19 protein-coding genes are annotated in these 22,218 nt (G+C 60.7%); 7 read left to right on the top strand and 12 right to left on the bottom strand.

The window, feature by feature from the left end; genetic code table 11:
* Positions 1 to 10 precede the first annotated feature (10 nt).
* The 7 genes from algG to yaaA form a co-directional block, all read right to left on the bottom strand.
* On the bottom strand, positions 11 to 1,597 hold the full coding sequence (gene algG / locus M5B44_RS03645) for a mannuronan 5-epimerase AlgG (RefSeq protein WP_085711702.1): 1,587 nt from the start codon (positions 1,595 to 1,597) through the stop codon (positions 11 to 13).
* A gap of 26 nt (positions 1,598 to 1,623) precedes the next feature.
* On the bottom strand, positions 1,624 to 3,105 hold the full coding sequence (locus tag M5B44_RS03640; protein WP_134825559.1) for an alginate export family protein: 1,482 nt from the start codon (positions 3,103 to 3,105) through the stop codon (positions 1,624 to 1,626).
* The gene (gene algK, locus M5B44_RS03635; RefSeq protein WP_248738251.1) at positions 3,102 to 4,508 is read right to left on the bottom strand and encodes an alginate biosynthesis TPR repeat lipoprotein AlgK; all 1,407 of its coding nucleotides are present in this window, start codon (positions 4,506 to 4,508) and stop codon (positions 3,102 to 3,104) included. The genes M5B44_RS03640 and algK overlap by 4 nt, the downstream gene beginning before the upstream one ends.
* A gap of 9 nt (positions 4,509 to 4,517) precedes the next feature.
* A complete protein-coding gene (locus M5B44_RS03630; protein WP_085711699.1) occupies positions 4,518 to 5,687 on the bottom strand; it encodes an alginate biosynthesis protein Alg44 in 1,170 nt (389 codons plus the stop codon).
* Between the two features lie 35 nt (positions 5,688 to 5,722).
* Positions 5,723 to 7,204: a mannuronan synthase gene (gene alg8 / locus M5B44_RS03625; protein WP_248738250.1), complete on the bottom strand. Its 1,482-nt coding sequence runs from the start codon at positions 7,202 to 7,204 to the stop codon at positions 5,723 to 5,725.
* 83 nt (positions 7,205 to 7,287) lie between these two features.
* Positions 7,288 to 8,604 carry a nucleotide sugar dehydrogenase gene (locus M5B44_RS03620; RefSeq protein WP_085711697.1) on the bottom strand — a complete coding sequence of 439 codons (1,317 nt, stop codon included), beginning with the start codon at positions 8,602 to 8,604 and terminating at the stop codon, positions 7,288 to 7,290.
* Between the two features lie 810 nt (positions 8,605 to 9,414).
* Complete coding sequence (gene yaaA, locus M5B44_RS03615) at positions 9,415 to 10,194, bottom strand: peroxide stress protein YaaA (RefSeq protein ID WP_248738249.1); 780 nt, start codon at positions 10,192 to 10,194, stop codon at positions 9,415 to 9,417.
* Between the two features lie 139 nt (positions 10,195 to 10,333).
* On the opposite strand from yaaA, the gene M5B44_RS03610 reads away from it, so the two are divergent.
* The 6 genes from M5B44_RS03610 (at position 10,334) to M5B44_RS03585 (ending at position 15,450) form a co-directional block, all read left to right on the top strand.
* Complete coding sequence (locus tag M5B44_RS03610; protein WP_248738248.1) at positions 10,334 to 11,458, top strand: polysaccharide deacetylase family protein; 1,125 nt, start codon at positions 10,334 to 10,336, stop codon at positions 11,456 to 11,458.
* Positions 11,459 to 11,808: 350 nt separating this feature from the next.
* A complete protein-coding gene (locus M5B44_RS03605) occupies positions 11,809 to 13,203 on the top strand; it encodes a PhoH family protein (RefSeq protein WP_085711694.1) in 1,395 nt (464 codons plus the stop codon).
* Between the two features lie 101 nt (positions 13,204 to 13,304).
* A complete protein-coding gene (gene moaC / locus M5B44_RS03600) occupies positions 13,305 to 13,778 on the top strand; it encodes a cyclic pyranopterin monophosphate synthase MoaC (RefSeq protein WP_007957321.1) in 474 nt (157 codons plus the stop codon).
* Entirely contained in the window at positions 13,775 to 14,017 is a 243-nt protein-coding gene (gene moaD, locus M5B44_RS03595) for a molybdopterin converting factor subunit 1 (RefSeq protein ID WP_248738247.1), read from the top strand. The genes moaC and moaD overlap by 4 nt, the downstream gene beginning before the upstream one ends.
* Before the next feature lie 3 nt (positions 14,018 to 14,020).
* The gene (gene moaE, locus M5B44_RS03590) at positions 14,021 to 14,473 is read left to right on the top strand and encodes a molybdopterin synthase catalytic subunit MoaE (protein WP_085711692.1); all 453 of its coding nucleotides are present in this window, start codon (positions 14,021 to 14,023) and stop codon (positions 14,471 to 14,473) included.
* 200 nt (positions 14,474 to 14,673) lie between these two features.
* Positions 14,674 to 15,450 carry an ABC transporter substrate-binding protein gene (locus M5B44_RS03585; protein ID WP_085711691.1) on the top strand — a complete coding sequence of 259 codons (777 nt, stop codon included), beginning with the start codon at positions 14,674 to 14,676 and terminating at the stop codon, positions 15,448 to 15,450.
* A gap of 40 nt (positions 15,451 to 15,490) precedes the next feature.
* On the opposite strand, the gene M5B44_RS03580 is transcribed toward M5B44_RS03585, so the two are convergent.
* From M5B44_RS03580 to M5B44_RS03560, 5 genes are all read right to left on the bottom strand, one after another.
* Entirely contained in the window at positions 15,491 to 16,132 is a 642-nt protein-coding gene (locus tag M5B44_RS03580) for a transcriptional regulator (protein ID WP_085711690.1), read from the bottom strand.
* Between the two features lie 93 nt (positions 16,133 to 16,225).
* Entirely contained in the window at positions 16,226 to 17,353 is a 1,128-nt protein-coding gene (locus tag M5B44_RS03575) for an NAD(P)/FAD-dependent oxidoreductase (protein WP_248738246.1), read from the bottom strand.
* 14 nt (positions 17,354 to 17,367) lie between these two features.
* Positions 17,368 to 18,312: an ornithine cyclodeaminase family protein gene (locus M5B44_RS03570; protein WP_248738245.1), complete on the bottom strand. Its 945-nt coding sequence runs from the start codon at positions 18,310 to 18,312 to the stop codon at positions 17,368 to 17,370.
* Between the two features lie 124 nt (positions 18,313 to 18,436).
* Positions 18,437 to 19,915 carry an ATP-dependent RNA helicase RhlB gene (gene rhlB / locus M5B44_RS03565; protein ID WP_085711687.1) on the bottom strand — a complete coding sequence of 493 codons (1,479 nt, stop codon included), beginning with the start codon at positions 19,913 to 19,915 and terminating at the stop codon, positions 18,437 to 18,439.
* A 110-nt stretch (positions 19,916 to 20,025) separates the two neighbouring features.
* Positions 20,026 to 20,682, bottom strand: coding sequence for an alpha/beta hydrolase (locus M5B44_RS03560; RefSeq protein ID WP_085711686.1), 657 nt, complete (start codon positions 20,680 to 20,682; stop codon positions 20,026 to 20,028).
* 467 nt (positions 20,683 to 21,149) lie between these two features.
* On the opposite strand from M5B44_RS03560, the gene M5B44_RS03555 reads away from it, so the two are divergent.
* Positions 21,150 to 22,181, top strand: a complete 1,032-nt coding sequence (locus M5B44_RS03555) for an amino acid ABC transporter substrate-binding protein (protein ID WP_085711685.1) — start codon at positions 21,150 to 21,152, stop codon at positions 22,179 to 22,181.
* Positions 22,182 to 22,218: the final 37 nt, after the last annotated feature.

The following is a 22,218-nucleotide window of genomic DNA, read 5'->3' as shown; positions in this document are numbered from 1 at the left end:
AAAATTATCCTCAGTCCCGCATTTCGGTCTGGCGTTCGACAGGGTCGATCAGCACGGCTTTCTGCTGGCGCACCAGCAGGTCGAGAATTTCATCCTGACGATCACCCAGCACGCCGTTGAAGCTGATGCCGCTGGATTTGGTCGGTGCCAGCATCGACACGCGGTACAACTCGACGCTCAGCGGCGAGTCGATGGCCATCGGGCCGCTGCCGTTGGCGGCCAGCTCACCGCCTACCACGATCAGCGAAACCTGGGCGTCGAACGGGTCGAGCTTGATGTCGCGGTCGGTGTCGGTCAGGTCCTTGATGTGGCCGTAGACGCCGGTCAGGCCGTTGGCCATGGCGATGTTTTCGTAGAGGCGGATGTTCACGCTGTTACGAATGCGGATGCCGTGGCGCTTGTTGCTGATGACCTTGTTGCCCCACAGCAGGTTGTCGGCGGACTCGTAAAGCGTGATGCCGTCGGTGTGGTTCTTGTAGATCTCGTTGTAGGCGACGATGTTGTTCACGCTGTTACGGTCGATCACCAGACCGGAGAGGTGGTTGTCGAAGCTCTTGTTGTTGAAGATGAAGCTGTCGTTCACCTCACGGGAAATGATGATCCCGTGCTTCTTCTTGGTACCGTGGACGGTGTTCTCGGCAATGATCAGACCGTGGGAACGGTCGTGGGGGTCGATGCCGTAGACGATGTTGTCCTTGTAGGTATTGCCCTTGACCACGAAGTCGCGGGTCTCGTAGCAGTAGAAGCCGTACCACATGTCCGAGAACTCGGAACCGACGATCCAGCCGGTCGGCTCGGGACGCTTGAGCACCTTGGCCATGTTCGGCGTGTACTGGGAAATACTCACGCCGTAGGACTTACTGTTGGCGTAGCCGAAACTGGCCATCTTGCTGTTGACGATGTAGGTCTCGGTGCCGCCCCAGGCCAGCAGGAACGGGCGGAATTCCTTCGGCGAACGGAACGTTGCCGGGCCGTTGTCCTTCTCGCGCCAGCCGGTGACTTTGGTGTCACGCACGAACAGTTGACCGTCGTTGACCAGGAACGATCCGGCCTCCTGGGAAAGGCGCAATTCCTGAGTCTGGCCGTCGATTTCGAGGATGCCTTTGCGACCGACCACAATCGGCAACTTGGCCAGGTACACGCCCGGCGAGGTTTCGCTGAAGTACTGCTTGGGCAGTTTCTGCGCCAGTTCCTTGAGGTTCATGTAGCCGTCGTCGACGAAGATCGCCTGCGGGATGCCGTGCTGACGCACCACCCATTCGGCCATCTTGTTGTCGCCACCGATGAAGTCCTTCAGGGCGTCTTCCTGCATCATCCGGCGCACGCTGATCTTGCCCGGTTTGCTGCGCACGATTTTCGCGGCAGCGGCTTCGGCGGTGAAGCCGGAGAGGTCGGGCAGTTTCGGCTTGGCCAGTTCCAGTGCCTCGGTTGGCGCGCTGCTGACGGTGTAGGTCTTGGCCTGTTGCAGCTCCTTGGCGATGGTGACCGGCTTGCCTGGCTGAGGGGCCGCCGGTTCGACCGTGGCGAAGGCGCCAGTCGAGGCCAGCAGCATTGCGCCGGCCAACAGGCTGAGCGAGCCTTTCCTTGGGTTGTTCATGTCGGGCACTCCCTTCGCGGTTTGCATCAGAAGCGCCAGATCACGTCGATGAACGCGCGGTGCATGTACGAATCGACCTGGCTGCCATAGGCGTCACCCGGCTTGAACACGCCGCCACGGAAACGCACCAGCGCTGAAGGCTCGTCGATCGACTGGCTCAGCGCCGCCGGCAGCAGGCCTTGCTTGAAGTACTTGGTGACCACCAGATCCATTTCCTGGCCCAGATCCTTGTTGCCGTCCTGCAGTGGCAACGAGGTGCTGGAGAGGATTGCGCCGGTCACGTCGTCGGTGTTGTTTTCCACCGCGTTGATGCCGTTGCTGCCCACCGGTTTGTTACCGTCCACGCGCCAGAACTTGTGGTAGATCAGGCTCGCGTCGTACTGGTCGTTGAGCATCCAGGATCCGAACAAAGTGGCGGTCTGCATGTTGTTCATTTCGCCACGGAATGCTTCACCGAAGCGGTGTACCCGCGAGCGAGTACCGGTGTAGTTGGAGCGGTTGCTTTCCAGACCGTTCTGTTGGTAATCGGCGCTGGCACGGGCATAGGCCGCACCGACCTGCCACTGCGGATCGAGGCGCAGGCGCACGCCGATGTCGGTGGCCCAGCCGTTGATGTCTTCGCTGCGCTTGGCCTGCGCCGGGCGGGTACCGTCGGCATTCAGCGGGTTGACCGTATCGCGGTCACCGCTCATGCCGGTGATGCTGCCCCAATAGTTGACGGTGTTGGTGTTGCGCCAGTTGTAGGCGTCGCTGTCGGCGGTCAGGCCGAGCCAGCTGATGTCGCCGTTCTGGGTTTTGTCGAGGGTGTCGCGGGGCACGCCCGGCTCGGCGTAATCGAGTTTGCCGTTATCGTGGGTGTGATGGCCGCGAATGCCGACCCAGTTGCCCGGTGTCCACTGATACGCCGCATCGGCGTAGGCGTGCAGGCGATCCTTGTCTTTCGGCGCCAGCTCTTTCAGGTCGGTGCGGTATTCGCTGAAGCGTTCGGCGACACCGGCGTTGGCGCGCAACAGAGTGGTGTCGAAGGTCCAGTTCAGCGCTTCGATGTTGGTGTCGCGCCACTGGCCGTCGTCGTTGCGCAGGCGCTGGCGACCGAACTTGAGAATCTCGCCGGGGTAGGGCGTCAGGCCGCTGTAGCCGACCCAGAACTCGCGCATTGCCAGGTAGTTCTTCTTGGTCTTGCGATCACCGCTGTCGGTGGTTTCGGCGCCGTCGGACTGTTGCAGGGTGTCGGTCTCGATGATGTCGGTCGAGGTCACGGCCTGGCCCATGGCATAGGCACTCCACGCGCCGCTTTCGCCGTAGATCCACGGACGCAGGTCGAGGCCGACGCCGTTGACGTCGCCGCCGGGCGCGGTGCCGAGGTCGCGGTCGTCTTCGGACTGGCCGGTGATTTTCACTTCGAGGCCGAAGTTCTTGGTTTCAGTGATCGCGGCCAGTGTCGGGCAAGACCAGATCAGCGCGAACGTAAGGCCAATGCCGGCCTTCACGAATGGATTCAACTTCATAATTTTTCCTCGCCGTCTTCTTCTTGCAGGGCGTGCAGTTGCAGCGTGTTCTGATTCAGGGCGCCACGGCTGGCCTGTTCCTGTTGCAACAGGCGCTGGGCTTCGGCCAGGCGCTCGGGGGGCAATTGCGCCGCGAGGGTGGTCGCCAGTTCATCCGCTTGCGGGGTGTTTTGCGCCTTGGCCAATTGGCTGAACACGTAGGCATTGAGTGGGTCTGGCTGAGTGCCCTTGCCTTGGGAAAACAGTTGGGCGATGGCGAAGTCGGCGCTGTTCTGGCCGTTGCGCGCAGCGGTCAGCAGATGGTCGAGAGCCTTCTGCGGATAGACCTTGCCCAGGTAGCCACGGCGGTAGATCTGGCCGAGGTAGTAGTCGGCGGCGACTTCGCGGCCGACGGCTTTCTGGAAATGTTCCTCGGCGACTTTCGCGTCGGCCGGCACCAGTTTGCCTTCGTAGTAGAGCTTGCCCAGCAACAGCTCGGCGCGGGGCTGATCAGCGGCGCGGCCGTTGTCCAGGTACTTCATCATCTGATCGACGTCGCCCAGTTCCGGGAAGTCGTAGAGCAGTTGCGCCAGCGTCACCCACGAGGCCGGGTAGCCCGGTGCGATCGGTTCGAGCAGCGATTGCGCAGTCTTTTCGTCGGTCTTGCCGAGGGTCGAGTCGGCGAGCACACGGGCAACGGAGTCCACGCGCTGGGCCGTGACGCTGCCACGGCTGTAACCGGCCTGCAGTTGCTTGATCAGCTCGGCTTGCCGGTCTGGCTGGGCACGTTTCTGATAGACCGTGGCCAGCTCGACGTAGCAGATGTCGGTGGTGTGCAGCGCGGCCTTGCAGATCTTTTCCACGTCATCCAGATGCTGGTCGTAAGTGCCCTGGGTGCGATACAGCAGCACCTGCGCCAGGCCTGCTTCCGGGTAACCGGATTTGCGCCACTGGTCGATCTGCTGCTGGGCGTTGATGTTCGGGAAGCTGTGCGGGTATTGCAGGTACAGCATCGCCAGCGGGATCAACGTATTGCCTTCGCCGTTGGCAGCGGCTTTCTTCAGCAGGGTTTCGGCTTCGTGATGCTCGGCTTCGGTGGAGCCGGGCTTGGCCACCAGCAAGCGACCAAGTCGGGCCTGGGCACGCGGCGACACATCGGCCGCTGCGCGATAGGTCGCCTCGGCCTGTTTGATCTGCGCAGGGTCGCGGCTGTCGACCTGGATGTCGGCCAGACCCACCTGAGCTTCGCTGTAACCCAGATCGGCCAACGCACGGTAGTTTTGCGCGGCGGTCGCGGTGTCGCCGCGCTTCAGCGCTTCGTTGGCCAGACGCTGGTCGGGCAGGCCGGCGCAACCGGCCAAAGCGATTGCCATGGCCAGCGTCAGCGGGACCGGCAGGATTCTGATAGGGCTCGTCACGGGCATGTCCTCGACTTAAAGACCGGCAGCCATGGCTTTGTCGATCAGCCAGTTCAGGTTCGGACCGCGGTCGCTGTTCACTTCCACCGGGCGGCCGGCGAAGGTGCTGTCCAGCGGCTCGTCAGGCTGGATCTGCACGCGGATGTCGGAGGACAGGTCGGCGCTTTTCAGGCTGGTGCTGCTGATGATCTTGCCGGTGCGGGTCTTGTCTTCGCCGGCGATCTGGAAGCTCACCGGAGTACCCGGACGCACGTCGCCGAACTGGCGATAGGAGAAGCGTGCATCGACGGTGGCCTGGGTGTTGCGCGGTACCAGGGTGAAGATCACGTCGCCCTTGCTCGCGTACTGACCGTCAGCCACCAGTTGCTGGGCCACGGTGCAATCGCACGGCGAGGTGAGGGTGCCGGTCATTTGCTTGCCGAACAGTTCTTCAACCTTGGCCGGTTGCAGTTGATCTTCATCCAGATGGCCCTTGAGCACGTCGAGCATGCTGGTGCTGAACGTCGCCAGTGGTGCGCCTTTGGCGGCAACGCCGTCGGACTTCACCAGGCTCTGTACGGTGCCGTCGCGGGGCATGGTGATGTTCATGCCCGGCACGCTGACCAGACCGGCCTGGGCATGGCTGACGAAGTACATGCTGTACACCGATTTGAAAACGAAACCCGCCGCCACAAGACCGATCGCGAAAATGCCGGCGCTGAAGGTCACGGCTTTCAGACGCCCGAACGGGGTCATGCCGTGGCCGCTGTCCTTGGTCTTGCGCGCCTTGGTGAAGTTGTCGCGCTGCAGGGTCGCCAGCACTTCGCCGATGCTGACGATGTCGCCGGCCAGGTGCGAAGTGATCAGGTGGCGCAGGGTGGAAATGTCCTGCGGTTCGAGGTTCTGGAACTGGCAACCGGCGCGGCCGGTCTGGCGGTCGTAGGAGCGCACTTGCAGTTCAACGTCCATGGCGATGCCGAGGTTGTCGATGACGAACTGCAGGCGCGCCTTGTACACCTGGCCGACGGTCAGCGGCAGTTGCCCGGCGTTGAACGCCAGACCACCGGCGGACAGGTCGATGACCCGCGCTTCGACCGGTGCGCGGTCAGGGCCGAAGAACCGCAGCTTGGCCGGGATTTTCACTCGGGCGTGCTGACGCTGGGCTTCGGATTCATGCACTACGTTGACGTTGACGGCGGTATTCATGGGGGCGATTTCCTTGTTAATTCAAGAGGGGCAGGTCAGACCATCATCAGCAGCACGGCGACGAAAATGCTGCCGGCGGAGAAGGTCATGGTCCGAGACGACCAGGTGTTGAACCAACGTTGAAAGCTGGCGAGATCACGGGTCAGGGAAGTGGGCTGGCGAGTCCAGGATTGCTGGTCGAGGCGGAAGAACACGTAGATCTTCACCAGCGCACCGACGATCTGGTTGTAATAGAGAATCACCGGGTAGGCCGGGCCGATGCGGTGACCGGAGCAGGACAGCAGCAGCGTCAGAATCAGACGGGTGATGCCGATCCACAGCAGGTACGCGAGGATGAACGCGCCGCCGTACTTGAAGCTGGCGATGATCGCCACGGTCAGGCCGAGCAGCGAGGTCCACATCGATACGCGCTGGTCGAACAGCACCACCGAGGTGAAGGTGCCGAGGCGTTTCACACCCAGGCCCAGCGCTCGCGAGTTCTGCCGCAGATTGTTGCCGTACCAGCGGAACATCAGTTTGCGACTGGCCTTGATGAAGCTCTTTTCCGGCGGGTGCTCAACGGTGTTGATCGCGGCGTCCGGCACGTAGAAGGTGTCGTAGCCCAGGCGCATCAGGCTGAACCAGCTCGACTTGTCGTCGCCGGTCAGGAACTTGAAGCGGCCCAGACGCCAGTGTTGCAGCGAGTCGCTTTCGACGTCGGCGATGAAGTCCGGGTTGGTCACCACCGAGGCGCGGAATACCGACATGCGGCCGGTCATGGTCAGCACGCGCTTGGACAGGGCCATCGAGCACATGTTGATGTGGCGCTGGGCGAAGCGCAGCTTGTGCCACTCGCTCATGATGTAGCCGCCGCGCACTTCGCAGAATTCGTTGGTGGTCAGGCCACCGACATTGCCGAACATCTGGAACCACGGCACGGTCTTGCGCACCACGCCTTCGGCGAGCACGGTATCGCCGTCGATCACGGCCACCACGGCACGGTCGTCCGGCAGGTGACGGGAGATCGCACGGAAGCCGTAGGCCAGGCCATCGCGTTTGCCGGTGCCGGGAATGCGCACGAAGTCGAGCTTGACCCGGTCCGGCGGATTCATCCGCGCCCACAGCGCCTTGACCAGCAGTTCATCGGACATTTCGACGATGGAGCAGACCACGGTGGTCGGCAGTTCGCAGTCGATGGCTTCGCGGATCACCGAGCTGTAGACCTGCGCGGTGGTCAACGCGTCGATGCGGAAACTGGTGACCATCAGAAACACATGGGACGGGTCCGCCGCCTTGCCCAGCTTGCGAACCTTGCGGCGCAGGTGCGGGTAGACGATGTAGAGAAAGATCATGCCGCGCACGAAATGCGTTGCACCCATCGAGTAGCGCCAGATACCCACGGCGCCAATCAGGAAAATGAAGTCCTTCGACTCGGAGTCGAACGTGGACTCGGGCAGCATCAGGGCCAGGCCCATCAGCAGGCTCAGAAACAAAAGCCAGCCGGCGGATTGCAGAAAAAAATGTTTGAGCTTGGACATGACCGTCATCCGAAGGTGATGGGGGCTTCAGGCCGCCCGCCGATTCACGGCGTGCGGCTTGAAGCTCGAGGCTTGCTGCTGCGTTACCAGCAGATCCCTTCGGTGCGGGTGCCGGCATCGGTGGCCTTGGCCATGAAGCCGACCAGGTCGATGACCTGTTTGCCGTGCGGTGCCTGTTGAGCCAGGGAGCGGAACTTCTCGTCGCGGTTGCCGAGGATGATCACGTCGGAGTTGTCGATCACCGAGTCGAAATCCGCATTGAGCAGGGACGACACGTGGGGGATCTTCGACTCGATGTAATCCTTGTTCGCGCCGTGGACACGGGCGTACTGGACGTTGCTGTCGTAGATGCTCAGGTCGTAACCCTTGCCGATCAGCATCTCGGCCAGTTCCACCAGCGGGCTTTCGCGCAGGTCGTCGGTGCCGGCCTTGAAGCTCAGGCCGAGGAGGGCGACTTTGCGTTTGTCGTGGCTTTCAACGATGTCGAAGGCGTTCTGCACTTGCGATTCGTTACTGCGCATCAGTGAGTTGAGCAGCGGCGCTTCTACGTCCAGGGAACCGGCGCGGTAGGTCAGGGCGCGCACGTCCTTCGGCAGGCACGAGCCGCCGAAGGCAAAGCCCGGGCGCATGTAGTACTGGGACAGGTTGAGGGTCTTGTCCTGGCAGACCACGTCCATCACTTCACGTCCATCGACGCCCACCGCTTTGGCGATGTTGCCGATCTCGTTGGCGAAGGTCACTTTGGTCGCGTGCCAGACGTTGCAGGTGTACTTGATCATCTCGGCGACGGCGATGTCTTTGCGGATGATCGGCGCGTCGAGTTCTTCGTACAGCGATTGCAGAACGTCGCCCGAAGCCTTGTCGAACTCGCCGATGACGGTCATCGGTGGCAGGTCGTAATCGGCGATTGCGGTGGATTCGCGCAGGAACTCAGGGTTGACCGCCACGCCGAAATCGACACCGGCCTTCTTGCCGGAGCAGTCTTCGAGGATCGGGATCACCACGTTGGCCACGGTGCCCGGCAGCACGGTGCTGCGCACGACGATGGTGTGACGGGTGGATTTTTCACGCAGGACAAAACCGATCTCGCGGCACACCGCTTCGATGTAGTTCAGTTCCAGGTCGCCGTTCTTCTTGCTTGGCGTGCCGACGCAGATCATCGACAGGTCGGTGTCGCGAATCGCCTCGGCGAAGTTGGTCGTACCGCGCAGACGACCGGTCTCGATCCCTTGCGCCAGCAACTCGCCCAGGCCCGGTTCGACAATGGGGGATTTGCCAGCGTTGATCATGTCGATCTTGTCTTTGGCAACATCGACGCCAACCACGTCATGGCCCCGTGCAGACAGGCAACCGGCACAGACTGCACCGACGTAACCCAAACCAAATATGCTGATGCGCATCGCAATTACCTCTGTATATATCAGGCCGTTAGAGGGCCGGAGTTAATGGTGTTCAGCGGTCTTAGTGCACTCGAAAGTGTGACTTGCAGGCGTCACAATGCCGTGTGCAGGCATACTAAGTTTCGAGTGTCTAAATAAGTGCACTCAAGATGTGCGCAACCAGGCCTTATTGTTGTGACATGCCCTGTTATGCAGCGGATCCTCTGGCAAGAGGACTCTTGTGCAATCTCGTATTGCGCGCCCGATGTCAGGCGAAGGCCTGTAGATCGGGCGGTTGGGTGCTCAGGCGAGCACGTTTATAAGGGCGCGGCCTTGGCCTTGTAGGGGATATTGATGGTGCGTATCTCCTGTCCTTCGCTAGTTGTCCAGAGTTGTTATCCATTCAGGCAAGTTGCTGTGACAACTTGGTTACATGGTTTTGATCTCTGCGTAAGTTATCTCGTACATATTCGGCGAGAATCGTTACCGGTGGTATGAGCTATGCATTTGGACATAGTTCCTGTCCGCTCATCGCGAAATCTGAAATTTTTTGAAATATTGAGAAAGATGGCACTGCTCTCATATTGATAGCACTTTCCATTTCGCCCTTTATTAATAGGCAGATAATCGCGTTAGATGGTTTTGTGCCACTACCCGGAAAAAATTTGGGTGCCACTACTGAAAAAAATGACAACTGTCGAGTGAAAGAAAAGATAGAAATGGGTGTGATGTTTTTATGGCGCCAATAAATCGGCGAAAAGAAGGGAGGTTTTTTTGACGTCGTGCGAGGTGCACGACTCTTTATATAAAGAGTCGTGCAATGGGCATGCTTTATTCGGGTGCGTGATCGCGCAGAAACACCAGATTGTCCGGTTTTGATTGCTCGGCGCTGAAGCGATAACCCTGCACATCGAACTGTTTGAGGGCCGCCGGATCGTTGATGCGTTCCTGGATCACGAAGCGGCTCATCAGGCCTCGAGCCTTTTTGGCGTAGAAGCTGATGATCTTGTACTGGCCGTTCTTCAGGTCCTTGAACTCGGTGTTGATGATCCGCGCGTTCAGAGCCGTGCGCTTGACCGCCGAGAAATACTCGTTGGACGCCAGGTTCAGCAGCACGTCATCGCCCTGGTCGGCCAGCGCTTCGTTCAGCCATTCGCTGATGCGCGTGCCCCAGAACGCGTACAAGTCCTTGCCCCGGGCGTTGGCCAGTTTGGTGCCCATTTCCAGCCGATACGGCTGCATCAGGTCGAGCGGGCGCAGCAGGCCGTAGAGGCCGGAGAGCATGCGCAGGTGCTGTTGCGCGTAATCGAAATCGGCTTCGCTGAAGCTCTGGGCGTCGAGCCCGGTGTAGACGTCGCCCTTGAAGGCCAGCAGTGCCTGTTTGGCGTTGGCCGGGGTGAACGCCGGTGTCCAGCTGCCGAAGCGTGCAGCATTGAGGCCGCCGATCTTGTCGGAAACGTGCATCAGTTCGCTGATCTGCGCCGGGCTCAGTTCGCGCAACTGCTGGATCAGTTCCTGGGAATGGTCGAGGTATTGCGGCTGGGTGAAGCGCTGGGTCGCCGGCGGTGTTTCGTAATCGAGGGTCTTGGCGGGGGAAATCACCATCAGCATGAAGTCGTCTCCTTTAATCGTGGGGGCGATTCTAGGGGGTTGGGACGGATGACTCCAGCTATCAGGTCCATAGGTGATCGGCGGTTCGCCAGCCGGATCGGCTATAGTGCCGCGCGGGTTTTGTTATGGAGACACCCCTTTGCGCATTGTTCTATTACTCACCGTGTGGCTGTTGAGCTTCGGGGCCGTCGCGGCGCCGGGTGATATTGCCACGCTCGATCGCAGCACCTGGCCGGAGAAGCTCGACAACCCGACCCTGTTCGACGTTGCCTCCCGGGCGGAGGTCCTGATGTTCGCCCGGGGCCTGCTGGGCAGTGAAGCACTGGATGAGGCCGCGCTGGCCCAGCGTCTGGGGCTGCGCACGGTCAATCTGGAGGCGATCAACAGTCTGCGCGAGCGTCTGTGGCAGCGTTTGTTGACCAGCTACAACTACGCCCAGCAGAGCTGCGATCAAGACGCTTCCTTCTGTTTCCTCGTCGAAGACCTGCCGACCCTGCGCGAGCAGGCGGCCAAGTTCGTGGTCAGCGATGAAAGCTATTACACGAAGTGGGCCGAGCCGAGCCGGATCTTCCATCTGCAGTATCTGGACGAGCTCATGCGCAAGGCGGCGCTGTCGCCGCAGACTACCAGCGAAGTCGATCATTTCGGTGACTACGAGCGCAACGGCGACGACATGCATGACCGCTTGTTCCTGCTGAGTTTCGACAGCGCCGCCAATCTGCAGCCGGACAACACCGACTGGATCGCCGAATATCTACGTAAATCCAACCTGAGCGGCACCTTCTTTTTGCTGGGCAAGGATGTGCAGGCGCGGCTGGCGGATCGCTCGGTGAACAACCTGCAATCGGAATTCTCGAAACTCTGCGTGGGCGTACAGGGCTGGGAGTTCCGCTCCCACAGCCACTGGCAGGACTGGCAGGACTCGGTACGCCGCAGCAGCGATCTGGTGAAGAGCAAGTTGCCGGAAAACTACGTTCCGCTGTTCCGTCCACCGGAAGGCCAGCGCCGCAGCGATGCTGGCAGTTTCTTGCGCAATCAGGGCCTGCAAGTGGCGCTGTGGGACATCGATGCCCAGGACGGCGCCGGCAAGCTCAAGGGCAATCCCAGCGCGCAGCGGGTGCTGACCCTGATGCTGTTGTGGCGGCACGGAGTGATCAATTTCAACATGAAGCAGGACGCGGTGAAGACGGCGTTGCCGTGGCTGATCACGCAAACCGCGCAAAGCGGCATCGGCTGGGAAGACTGTCAGGACGCTTTTCGCTGACAAACGGCAAGAGCCCGGAAACATTGGGCTTGGGGTGAATTTTTTGCAGGATTCGATGCAGGCGGACTTCCGACTCTAACGGGGGCGCGGCGGTCCGCCAAGGGCTTTTCGTCACTTTGCAAAATAAACTTCAAAAAAGCGTCAAAGTGCTTTTTTCTGTCACGGGTTTTGGAGTATTACGAAGTCAGACCGCCGAAACCTGCAACACAGGTGGCGTCTTCCAAGACCCATTTTGTGTGCAATTCACCTGCTATTCCGAACAAAAGCTTCGCAGGTGGATTCGGCAGTCACTTCGAGGCGCAGCACCGCCCAGGTATTGCGTCGAATGGCTCCCACAAAGGTGACCGAGTATGGATGATCACGGACGTAGCCCTTCCTCCAACCAGCCAATCCTTTATGTACTCGATACCAACGTACTGATTCACGATCCAAACGCCCTGCTGAATTTCGAAGAACACCACGTCGCGATCCCGATGACCGTGCTTGAAGAGCTGGACAAGCTCAAGAGCGGGCATCACAGCGTGGCCGCCGAATGCCGCCAGGCCATCCGGCTGATCGACAAGACGTTGGGTGATGCCTCGCCCGAAGACGTCGAGCAAGGGGTGCCGATCCAGCGCGGAAAGGGCGGGCCTAAAGGGTTGCTGTCAATTCTGATGAGCAAACAGGCAGAGTCGAACCTGATTCTGCCCGAGCACCTGAACGACAACAAAATCATCAACCAGTTGATCGATCTGCACACCCGCGATCCCAAGAAACCGGTGGTGCTGGTCACCAAAGACATCAACATGCGCCTCAAGGCGCGGGCCTGCGGGATCGACGCCGAGGACTACAGCACCGACCAACTGGTTGATGACGTGTCCCTGCTGCCCAACGGCTACCACAACATGACCGGCTCCTTCTGGGACCGCGTGAGCAAGGTCGAAACCCGTCAGGACCATGGCCGCACCTGGCACCAGGTGCAACTGATCGACAACCTGCCGGCCGTGCACATCAACGAGTTCATCATCGATGAGCAGGGCTTTGTCGGCTGGATCAAGGAGATTGAAGAGGACCGTCTGCTGATCCTCGATCTGCACCAGGAACCGTTGTTGCATCAGGAAGCCTGGGGCCTCAAGCCGCGTGACATCTATCAGAGTCTGGCGCTGTACGCCTTGCTCGACCCGGACATTCACCTGGTCAACCTGTCCGGCGCCGCCGGTTCCGGCAAGACCATCCTGGCGCTGGCCGCTGCGATCGAGCAGACCATGGTCAGCAAGCGTTATCGCCGCATCATCGCCACCCGCAGCGTGCAGGGCCTGGACCAGGAAATCGGCTTCCTGCCCGGCACCGAAGCGGAAAAAATGGAGCCTTGGCTCGGCGCCATCACCGACAACCTCGAAGCCTTGCACATGGATGACGAAAACACCCATGGCAGCGTCGACTACATCCTCAGCAAAGTGCCGTTGCAGTTCAAATCGCTCAACTACATTCGCGGTCGCAGCTTCCAGCAGAGCCTGATCCTGATCGACGAATGCCAGAACCTCACGCCGCACCAGATGAAAACCATCATCACCCGGGCCGGCGCCGGTTCCAAAGTGGTGTGCCTGGGCAACCTGGCACAGATCGATACCCCTTACCTGTCCGCGACCAGTTCCGGGCTGACCTACCTGACCGAACGTTTCAAGGATTTCCCCAACGGTGTGCACATCACCCTGCAAGGGGTGCCTCGCTCGATCCTGGCCGAATACGCCGAATCCCATCTGTAACCCGCCAAAGGAACCGGGCGACTGCAAAGTCGCCCGGTTTTTTGTGTGCGCAATTCTGACCCTCAGGTTTACAATCGACGCTCCTGATCAGGAGTAACCCCGTGCTGACTCATCTCGATTCCCAAGGTCGCGCCAACATGGTCGACGTCACCGAAAAAGCCGTGACGTTCCGCGAGGCGACGGCCCAAGCGCTGGTGCGCATGCTGCCCGACACCCTGCAGATGATCGTCAGCGGCGGCCATCCCAAGGGCGACGTGTTCGCCGTGGCGCGCATCGCCGGCATTCAGGCGGCGAAGAAAACCAGTGACCTGATTCCCCTGTGCCATCCGCTGATGCTCACCGGCGTCAAGGTCGAACTCAGCGCCGAAGGCGACGACGCCGTGCGCATCGTGGCTCGCTGCAAGTTGTCCGGGCAGACCGGCGTGGAGATGGAAGCGCTGACCGCCGCCAGCGTCGCCGCGCTGACGATCTACGACATGTGCAAGGCCGTGGATCGCGGCATGACCATCGAAAGCGTGCGCCTGCTGGAGAAAGTCGGCGGCAAGAGCGGGCATTTCCAGGCGGAGCAGCCATGAACCTGACCGTGAAGTTTTTTGCCCGTTACCGCGAGGCGCTGGGCGTGGATTCGGTGAAGATCGAAGGTGAATTCGCGACTGTGGAGGACGTACGCGCCTTGCTCGCCAAACGTGACGGCGCCGAGGTGCTGAGCGAACAGAACCTGATGTGCGCGCGCAACGAAGACCTGTGCCAGCTCGACGAGCCAGTGGTCGATGGCGACGAAGTGGCGTTTTTCCCCACCGTGACCGGAGGCTAAGGCATGGCGATTCGTGTGCAGTCCACCGCGTTCGATCCCGGCGCTGAAGTCAACGCGATGCACGCGGCCAATGTCGGCGTCGGCGCGGTGGTGAGTTTTGTCGGCTATGTGCGCGACTTCAACGACGGCCTTGATGTCGCCGGAATGTTCCTCGAACACTATCCGGGCATGACCGAAAAGGCTCTGGGCAAGATCGCCGTCGAGGCCGAACAGCGCTGGCCACTGTTGAAGCTGGAAGTGCTGCACCGCATCGGCGCGCTGGAACCGGGCGAACCGATCGTGTTCGTCGGCGCCGCCAGCGCCCACCGTCAGGCGGCTTTCGATGCCTGTGCCTTTGTCATGGATTACCTGAAGACCCGCGCGCCGTTCTGGAAGAAAGAGAACACCAGCGACGGCCCGCGCTGGGTCGAAGGTCGTGACAGCGATCATGCGGCGGCGGATCGCTGGAAGCAGTAAATCTTCTTTTATCCCCTCTAGTGCATCGGCCGACCATTGGCTGGTGCCGATGGCTTTTGCCCGATTGACGATTTGTACATGAAAGTCCAATATGGATTTCCAAGTACAAAAATAGTCTCATGCTTGAAGCTCCAGGCTTGCCGCTTGCAGCTGCTCTTCTTCGTCTTGCCAAACCAACAACAACCCGCGAGAGAACGAACATGAAGAAACTCCCCCTCATCACCGGTCTGGCGCTGAGCCTGTTGGCGTGCAGCAGCGTGTTTGCCGCCGAGAAAACCCTGCGCATCGGTATCGAAGCGGCGTATCCACCCTTCGCCTCAAAGACTGACCAAGGTGAAATCGTCGGTTTCGACTACGACATCGGCAATGCCCTGTGCGCGCAGATGCAGGTCAAATGTGTGTGGGTCGAGGGCGAGTTCGACGGTCTGATTCCTTCCCTGAAGGTGAAGAAAATCGACATGGCGCTGTCGTCCATGACCATCAATGAAGACCGCAAGAAGTCCGTGGACTTCACCCACAAGTACTATTTCACCTCGTCGCGGCTGGTGATGAAGGAAGGCGCGACCGTCGATGACCAGTACGCCAGCCTCAAGGGCAAGACCGTCGGCGTGCAGCGTGCGACCACCACCGACCGTTATGCCACCGAGGTGTTCGAGCCCAAGGGCATCAACGTCAAGCGCTATGGCAACAACGAAGAAATCTACATGGACCTGGCGGCCGGGCGTCTCGATGCAATCTTCGCCGATACCATTCCGCTGACCGATTTCCTGTCGATGCCTCGCGGCAAGGGTTACGCCTTTGTCGGGCCGGAACTGAAGGATCCGAAATACGTGGGCGAGGGCGCAGGGATCGCGGTGCGCAAGGGCAACACCGAACTGGTCAGCCAGTTGAACACCGCCATCGACGGTATTCGCGCCAGTGGCGAGTATCAGAAGATCTCCGAGAAGTACTTCAAGTCGGACATCTACGGCGACTGAGTTTCAAAATGTGCAGCCTGCCATCGCAGGCTGCACGCTTTCAGCCCTTCAATTCCTTCAAATGCTTGTACACCGTCGCCCGCCCCATGTTCAGCACATTGGCCACGTAGTTCGAGGCGCTCTTGCCCTTGAACGCGCCCTCGGCGTGCAGCGCCAGCACCAGTTCGCGTTTGTGATCGCGGGTCAGCAGATTCAGGCTCAGTTGCCGCTCGCGCAGCCAGGCGTGCAGGAAAGTGTTGATGCGCTCCTGCCAGTCATCGCGAAACAGCGAGTCCGGTTGCGGAATCAGCTTGCTCGGCGAGAGGAACAGATCCAGTGCAGCCTTGGCGTTCTCGAACAGTGAAATATTCAGGTTGATGCACAGCACCGCCAGCGGACGCCCTTCGCTGTCGCGCAGCACGGTGCTCAGGCTGCGAATCTTCTGGCCGTCCCAGTTGAGCTTTTCGTACGGACCGATGTTCCGTTCGCTGACGTCGTCGCTGAGCATGTCTTCCAGCGACGATTCATCGCCGATCACCCGTTTCGACAGGTTGTTGGCGATGTAGTCGACCTTCTGCGTGCGCAGGTCATGCAGCACCACTTCGGCGTGGGGAAAGAACAGGGTGGCGATGGCATCGGCGATGGCGTGGTAGTTATCCAGCGCGGCGTCATTCGGCTCGGGCGTTTGTTCGGGGGCGGTCATAACTGTGGAGCTCCAGGCAACGTCAATGCCCCCGTGGTCCGGGGGCGTTGCGAGTGTGCCGCAATCCGTTGGGCGAGTCATCCGGGTGGGCTGTCAGGACAGACGGGCAGGGGAGAGCATGGCGGCGTTCAGGCCGAACTGCTTGAGGTGCTCGGGTAGCGATTCACCGCGTACCAGCGCCGCGCTGGCCTGACCCATCGCCGGCGAGGTCTGGATGCCGTAACCGCCCTGGGCCGCGACCCAGAACAGCCCCGGCACCTGCGGATCGAACCCGGACAGCAAATCGCCATCGGCGACGAAACTGCGCAGGCCGGCCCAGGTGCGGGTCGGTCGGCGGATGGTCAGGGTTGTCGCTTCTTCGATCTGGTAGATGCCCATGGCGATGTCCAGTTCTTCCGGCTGCACGTCGTGGGGCTCGACCGGATCGGCGTTGGCCGGGGAGCCGAGGAACATCCCGGCGTCGGGCTTCATGTAGAACGACTCGTCGAGGCTGACCAGCATCGGCCAATGGTGGATGTCGACGCCTTCGGGGCCGGCGAAGATGAACGCGGCGCGGCGTTTCGGTTGCAGGCCCAGCGGCCGCGCACCGGCGAGAGCGCCGATCTTGTCGGCCCAGGCACCTGCCGCGTTGATCACGATGGGCGCGCTGAAGGTCTGGCCGTTGGTCTGCACTTGCCAGACGCCGTCGGCATCACGGCTCAGCCCGAGCACTTCGCAATCGGTCAGGACTTGCCCGTTATTACGGCGGATACCGCGCAGATAGCCTTGGTGCAGCGCATCGGTGTCGATGTCGCTGGCGGTCGGGTCGTAGATCGCGCCGTGGACCTTTTCCCGACGCAGAATCGGCAATCGCACGCAGGCTTCTTCCGCGCTGAGCAGTTGCATCTCCGGCACCGTAGCTTTGGCGCTGAGGTATTGATTGTTCAGTTCGGCGGCGTCACCGGTGAAATCCACGGTCATTTCACCGCGCGGGGTCAGCAGCGGATGTTCGCAGAAGCCACTGGGCGGGTGATCGAAAAACGCCCGGCTGGCCTGTGTCAGTGCCCGAACCTGTGGAGTGCCATAAGCGGCGGTGAACAGCGCAGCGGAACGTCCGGTGGAGTGATAGGCCGGGTGCGATTCGCGCTCCAGCACAACAACCTTGCCGTGCTGCGACAGCCAGAAACCGGTGGAAGCGCCGGCAATCCCGCCGCCGATGATGATGAAATCTGCATGACTCATGAAAATCTCCGGTGTCAGCGCTGCAATTGATAGACGGCGTTGGCCAGGGCGATGTCTTCCAGGCCCAGGCCGATGGAGCGGAAGAACACGTGACGGTTGTAATCCGGACGCTGCACTTTTTCGCTGAGCAGGTCCGCGAGGTCACCGATGATCGCGTGGTTGTCCCATCCATGCTGTTCGCCGGCGATCAGCATCTCACCGGCCGAGCCCGGTGTGGTCAGACGATAGTCGCAGAACACCTGCATGTCGTTGAGGCTCTGCGGCGGCACTTCGTGGGCGCGCGGTGCATTGGTGCTGATCGAGGTGATCAGTGCCGGTTTGCTCAGGGTTGCCGGGGCGATCACAGGTCCTGCGGAGGAGGTGCAGAGCATGATCACGTCTGCGTCGGCAATGGCGGTTTCGCGGCTGTCGGTGATTTGCACGCGCGGATCAAGGGCTTGCAGCAGGCTGGCGGTTGCCCCGTCTTCGCTCAAGGAGGGCGAGTACACGTTGATGCTCTGCCAGTCGCGCAATGTCTTGGCGTAATGAAGGTGTGCCTGGGCAACCTTGCCGCTGCCGATGATCGCCAGGCGTTTTGCGTTCGAAGGGGCCAGGGCATCGACCGCGACAGCTGTGGTTGCAGCCGTGCGCGCGGTGGTCAGTTCGCCGGCATCGCAGAGCAGCAATGGCTGGCCGGTCTGCATCGACATCAACAGTGTCCACGCCGTCACCAGCGGGCCTTGTTCGCGGACGATGTACGGCGAGGTCTTGACTCCGTACACGCCGTCCTCGGCCAGTACGCCCAGATAGTTGATGAAGTCCCCGGCGCCCCGGGGAAACTCCACCAGTTGCTGTGCCGGTTGCACCGCATGTCCGGCCGCCAGATCGCGGAATAGCCTGCGCAGGATCTGCGGCACATCGATCCGGGCCAGAAGCTCGCGGGCCTGGGTTTGATCAATCACGTACGGCGTACTGGACATGTCGGACTCCGGAGACTGTTTCTAAACTAATTTGTCCATTATGGACTTTTAGTTTTGTTGAACAATATCCGGGCGAAAAAAAAGCGCAGTCCGTTGCCGGCTGCGCTTCTCTTTATGGCGTCGTTTACTGAGGACGCTTGCGCTCAACTGCCCGCAACAGATGGGTCGGCGGGGTTTCACAGCTGATCTTGCGACCGAGTTTTTCTTCGATGGACGGCAACTGATAGGAGTCGTCTTCGCCGGCGAAGCTGATCGACACGCCATCGGCGCCCGCGCGACCGGTACGGCCGATGCGGTGCACGTAGTCGTCCGGCACTTCCGGCAGAGTGAAGTTGATCACGTGGCTGATACCGTCAATGTGGATGCCGCGACCGGCCACGTCGGTGGCGACCAATACGCGGATCCTGCCTTCGCGGAAACCCTCAAGCGTCTTGATCCGCTTGTGCTGCGGCACGTCGCCGGACAGTTGCGCGGCGTTGATGCCGTCGCGTACCAGGCGTTCTTCGATGCGGCGCACTTCGTCCTTGCGGTTGGCGAACACGATCACCCGCTCCCAGCCGTTGTCGTTGACCAGGTTGAAGAGCAGTTTGTATTTGTCGGCACCGGCCACCGCGTAGATGTGCTGTTCGACGTTTTCGTTGGCCACGTTGGTGACTTCGATTTCGACGATGGCTGGGTCGGTGGTCCACTGCTTGGCGAGGTTCATCACGTCATCGGTGAAGGTCGCGGAGAACAGCAGGGTCTGGCGTTCGCTTTTCGGCGGGGTCTGGCGAATGATCTGCCGTACCTGCGGGATGAAGCCCATGTCGAGCATGCGGTCGGCTTCGTCCAGCACCATCACTTCGACCATGTCCAGATGCACGTCGCCGCGCTGGTTGAAGTCGAGCAGACGGCCCGGGGTCGCGACGAGGATGTCGCAGTGGCGGGCTTCGAGGTGCTTGAGCTGCTTGTCGAAGTCCATGCCGCCCACGAACGTCATGACGTTGAGGCCGGTGTACTTGGTCAGGTCGGCGGCGTCCTTGGCGATCTGCACCACCAGCTCGCGGGTTGGCGCGATGATCAGCGCCCGTGGCTCGCCCATGTAGCGCTCTTTCGGCGGCGGGGTCTGCAACAGCTGGGTGATGATCGAGATCAGGAACGCGGCGGTCTTGCCGGTACCGGTCTGGGCGCGGCCGATGGCGTCTTTGCCGGCGAGGGTGAAACCCAGCACCTGGGCCTGGATCGGCGTGCAATACGGGAAACCCAGGTCGTGGATGGCGTGCATCAATTCCGGGGCGAGTTTGAAATCGTGGAAACGGGTCTTGCCTTCCTGTGGCTCGACGACGAAATCTTCGAGTTTCCAGGGAATGACCGGCGCCTTGGGCTTCGGTTCGCGGCGTGGCTTGGCCGGTTTTGGTGCTTCGCTGCGGGCCGGTTCAGTGACCGGTGCGGCGACAGGGTCGGTTTTCGGTTCGCGTTTCGGTGTGGCTACGGGAGCCTGGCGGTCGGCCTGTTTGCCATCGCTGCGATGGCCGGGGGCGTGCGACGGCGCACTGGGAGCGGGCGCGAGCTGCTCAGCCTCGCTTTTACCGAACATCTTCTTGAGTGCTTTGAGCACGGTCATCTCATCAATTGGTTAAGGAATGTACGCCGGCCAGTGTAATGCAAGAAACGGGCGCGGCGTAGTGGGATGATCAAAGGGGCCCGACCACCGGAAAATCGAACCCCGGACGATCAGCGCAGACGTTCGCTCAGCCACACGCCGATGTCGCGAATTTCTTCGGGTAACACTTCGTGCTCCATTGGGTATTCCTGCCATGTCACGGTGACACCATGAGCCTTCAGATACTCATACGCCGTGCGGCCCATGGAGTTCTGCACCACGTTGTCGAACTGGCCGTGCAGCGCCAGTGCCGGAATCCGTTGCTGGCTGGCGGACAGCTCCAGTTCGTCACTGAAGGTCGGCGCGTAGGTCGACAACGCCAGCACGCCGCCCAGCGGTCCCTGCCATTTCAGAAAAGCGGTGTGGTAGACCACGGCGCCGCCCTGGGAAAAACCGGCGAGGAAAATTCGCGAAGCGTCTATTCCGCTGGCGCGCTGTTGTTCGATCAATTCGATGACGTGATCGGCGGACGCTTCCAACTCATCGCGGTCGATGGCCCGGGCCGGGCTCATGGCCTTGATGTCATACCAGCTCGGCATGGCATATCCGCCATTTATGGTCACCGGGCGGGTCGGCGCCTGAGGCAGGACGAAGCGCGTGCTCAGCAGGCTTTCCTGCAAGGCCTCGGCCACCGGCAGGAAGTCGTAGCGGTCGGCGCCGAGGCCGTGCAGCCAGATCACGCAGGCGTCGGCTGCCTTAACAGGCTGAAGAATCAAGGGCTCGGTCATGGCTGCTCCAAAAATGTGCGGGCGCTCTCATTAAGTGCGTGATTGGGGTGCGCGCCCAGTTGATCCGTTAAGAAGATGTCGCAAGGCTACAAGTTTTGCTATTGACCTGTCGCTCAATCGCTTCAGCGAGCGGTGTGGTACGGGCTTTGCTATGAGGTAGTCGTGCAATCGATCTCGCGCCTGGCGGTAACACTATCAGTGAACGCCCGGCGACGGGATAGCAAAGAATCCGGTGATGGATGTTCGCCAATGGCCGCAACGGGCTTCGCGAACGTGAAAGGGCTACCGCCCGTTCGGCCGACTGGTGAGAAGTGAGTTGTCCATGATGTGGATTTTCTCCTACTAGACTCATAGCGAAGGTCCTGCGTCGGTTGACCCCATAAAAAGCCAACACGGGTCAACAACGCCTCAAAAGGGTGCGACTGGACTCAAGCTCCGACACAACAAGAGCAAAACTGGAGGTTTGAATGAAGATGTTGAAATCCACGCTGGCGATCGTGACTGCTGCTGCAGTACTGGGTGTCAGCGGGTTCGCTCAGGCGGGTGCAACCCTGGATGCGGTACAGAAGAAAGGTTTCGTGCAGTGTGGCGTGAGCGACGGTCTGCCAGGCTTCTCCGTACCGGATTCGACCGGCAAGATCCTCGGCATCGACGCCGACGTCTGCCGTGCCGTGGCCGCTGCCGTGTTCGGCGATGCGACCAAGGTCAAGTTCAGTCAGTTGAACGCCAAGGAGCGCTTCACCGCGCTGCAGTCCGGCGAGATCGACATCCTGTCGCGCAACACCACCATGACCAGCTCCCGTGACGCGGGCATGGGCCTGAAATTCCCTGGCTTCATCACTTATTACGACGGCGTGGGCTTCCTGGCCAACAACAAGCTGGGCGTGAAAAGTGCCAAGGAACTCGACGGCGCGACCATCTGCATTCAAGCCGGTACCACCACCGAGCTGAACGTGTCCGACTACTTCCGCGCCAATGGCCTGAAGTACACCCCGATCACTTTCGACACCTCCGATGAAAGCGCCAAGTCGCTGGAATCCGGTCGTTGCGACGTGCTGACCTCCGACAAGTCCCAACTGTTCGCCCAGCGCAGCAAGCTGGCTTCGCCGAAGGACTACGTGGTTCTGCCGGAAACCATTTCCAAGGAACCTCTGGGCCCGGTCGTGCGTAACGGCGACGACGAGTGGCTGGCCATCGTTCGTTGGGTTGGTTACGCGCTGCTGAACGCTGAAGAAGCCGGCATCACTTCGAAAAACGTACTCGAAGAAGCCAAGTCCACCAAGAACCCGGACGTTGCCCGTCTGCTGGGTGGCGACGGCGAGTACGGCAAGGACCTGAAACTGCCGAAGGACTGGGTGGTGAAAATCGTTTCCCAGGTAGGTAACTACGGCGAAATCTTCGAGAAAAACCTCGGCAAGAGCACTCCGCTGGAAATCGACCGTGGCCTGAACGCGCTGTGGAACAACGGCGGCATTCAGTACGCACCACCAGTGCGCTAATGGTTCTATCACCCGGCGGGCCAACCGCCGGGTGATG

Origin of the sequence: Pseudomonas sp. MWU12-2029 (assembly GCF_023242425.1) — a bacterium.
Lineage (GTDB): Bacteria > Pseudomonadota > Gammaproteobacteria > Pseudomonadales > Pseudomonadaceae > Aquipseudomonas > Aquipseudomonas kribbensis.
This window is presented reverse-complemented; position numbering and strand designations above follow the sequence as displayed.

What these genes read in the sequence shown, in the direction of transcription:
- moaE (WP_085711692.1), top strand. Translation starts at nt 14,021, where the DNA reads ATGGCGATTCGTGTGCAGTCCACCGCGTTCGATCCCGGCGCTGAAGTC.
- rhlB (WP_085711687.1), bottom strand. Translation starts at nt 19,915, where the DNA reads ATGACCGTGCTCAAAGCACTCAAGAAGATGTTCGGTAAAAGCGAGGCT.
- M5B44_RS03560 (WP_085711686.1), bottom strand. Translation starts at nt 20,682, where the DNA reads ATGACCGAGCCCTTGATTCTTCAGCCTGTTAAGGCAGCCGACGCCTGC.
- M5B44_RS03605 (WP_085711694.1), top strand. Translation starts at nt 11,809, where the DNA reads ATGGATGATCACGGACGTAGCCCTTCCTCCAACCAGCCAATCCTTTAT.
- algG (WP_085711702.1), bottom strand. Translation starts at nt 1,597, where the DNA reads ATGAACAACCCAAGGAAAGGCTCGCTCAGCCTGTTGGCCGGCGCAATG.
- M5B44_RS03630 (WP_085711699.1), bottom strand. Translation starts at nt 5,687, where the DNA reads ATGAATACCGCCGTCAACGTCAACGTAGTGCATGAATCCGAAGCCCAG.
- M5B44_RS03620 (WP_085711697.1), bottom strand. Translation starts at nt 8,604, where the DNA reads ATGCGCATCAGCATATTTGGTTTGGGTTACGTCGGTGCAGTCTGTGCC.
- alg8 (WP_248738250.1), bottom strand. Translation starts at nt 7,204, where the DNA reads ATGTCCAAGCTCAAACATTTTTTTCTGCAATCCGCCGGCTGGCTTTTG.
- yaaA (WP_248738249.1), bottom strand. Translation starts at nt 10,194, where the DNA reads ATGCTGATGGTGATTTCCCCCGCCAAGACCCTCGATTACGAAACACCG.
- moaD (WP_248738247.1), top strand. Translation starts at nt 13,775, where the DNA reads ATGAACCTGACCGTGAAGTTTTTTGCCCGTTACCGCGAGGCGCTGGGC.
- M5B44_RS03640 (WP_134825559.1), bottom strand. Translation starts at nt 3,105, where the DNA reads ATGAAGTTGAATCCATTCGTGAAGGCCGGCATTGGCCTTACGTTCGCG.
- M5B44_RS03570 (WP_248738245.1), bottom strand. Translation starts at nt 18,312, where the DNA reads ATGTCCAGTACGCCGTACGTGATTGATCAAACCCAGGCCCGCGAGCTT.
- M5B44_RS03555 (WP_085711685.1), top strand. Translation starts at nt 21,150, where the DNA reads ATGAAGATGTTGAAATCCACGCTGGCGATCGTGACTGCTGCTGCAGTA.
- M5B44_RS03575 (WP_248738246.1), bottom strand. Translation starts at nt 17,353, where the DNA reads ATGAGTCATGCAGATTTCATCATCATCGGCGGCGGGATTGCCGGCGCT.
- algK (WP_248738251.1), bottom strand. Translation starts at nt 4,508, where the DNA reads ATGCCCGTGACGAGCCCTATCAGAATCCTGCCGGTCCCGCTGACGCTG.
- M5B44_RS03580 (WP_085711690.1), bottom strand. Translation starts at nt 16,132, where the DNA reads ATGACCGCCCCCGAACAAACGCCCGAGCCGAATGACGCCGCGCTGGAT.
- M5B44_RS03585 (WP_085711691.1), top strand. Translation starts at nt 14,674, where the DNA reads ATGAAGAAACTCCCCCTCATCACCGGTCTGGCGCTGAGCCTGTTGGCG.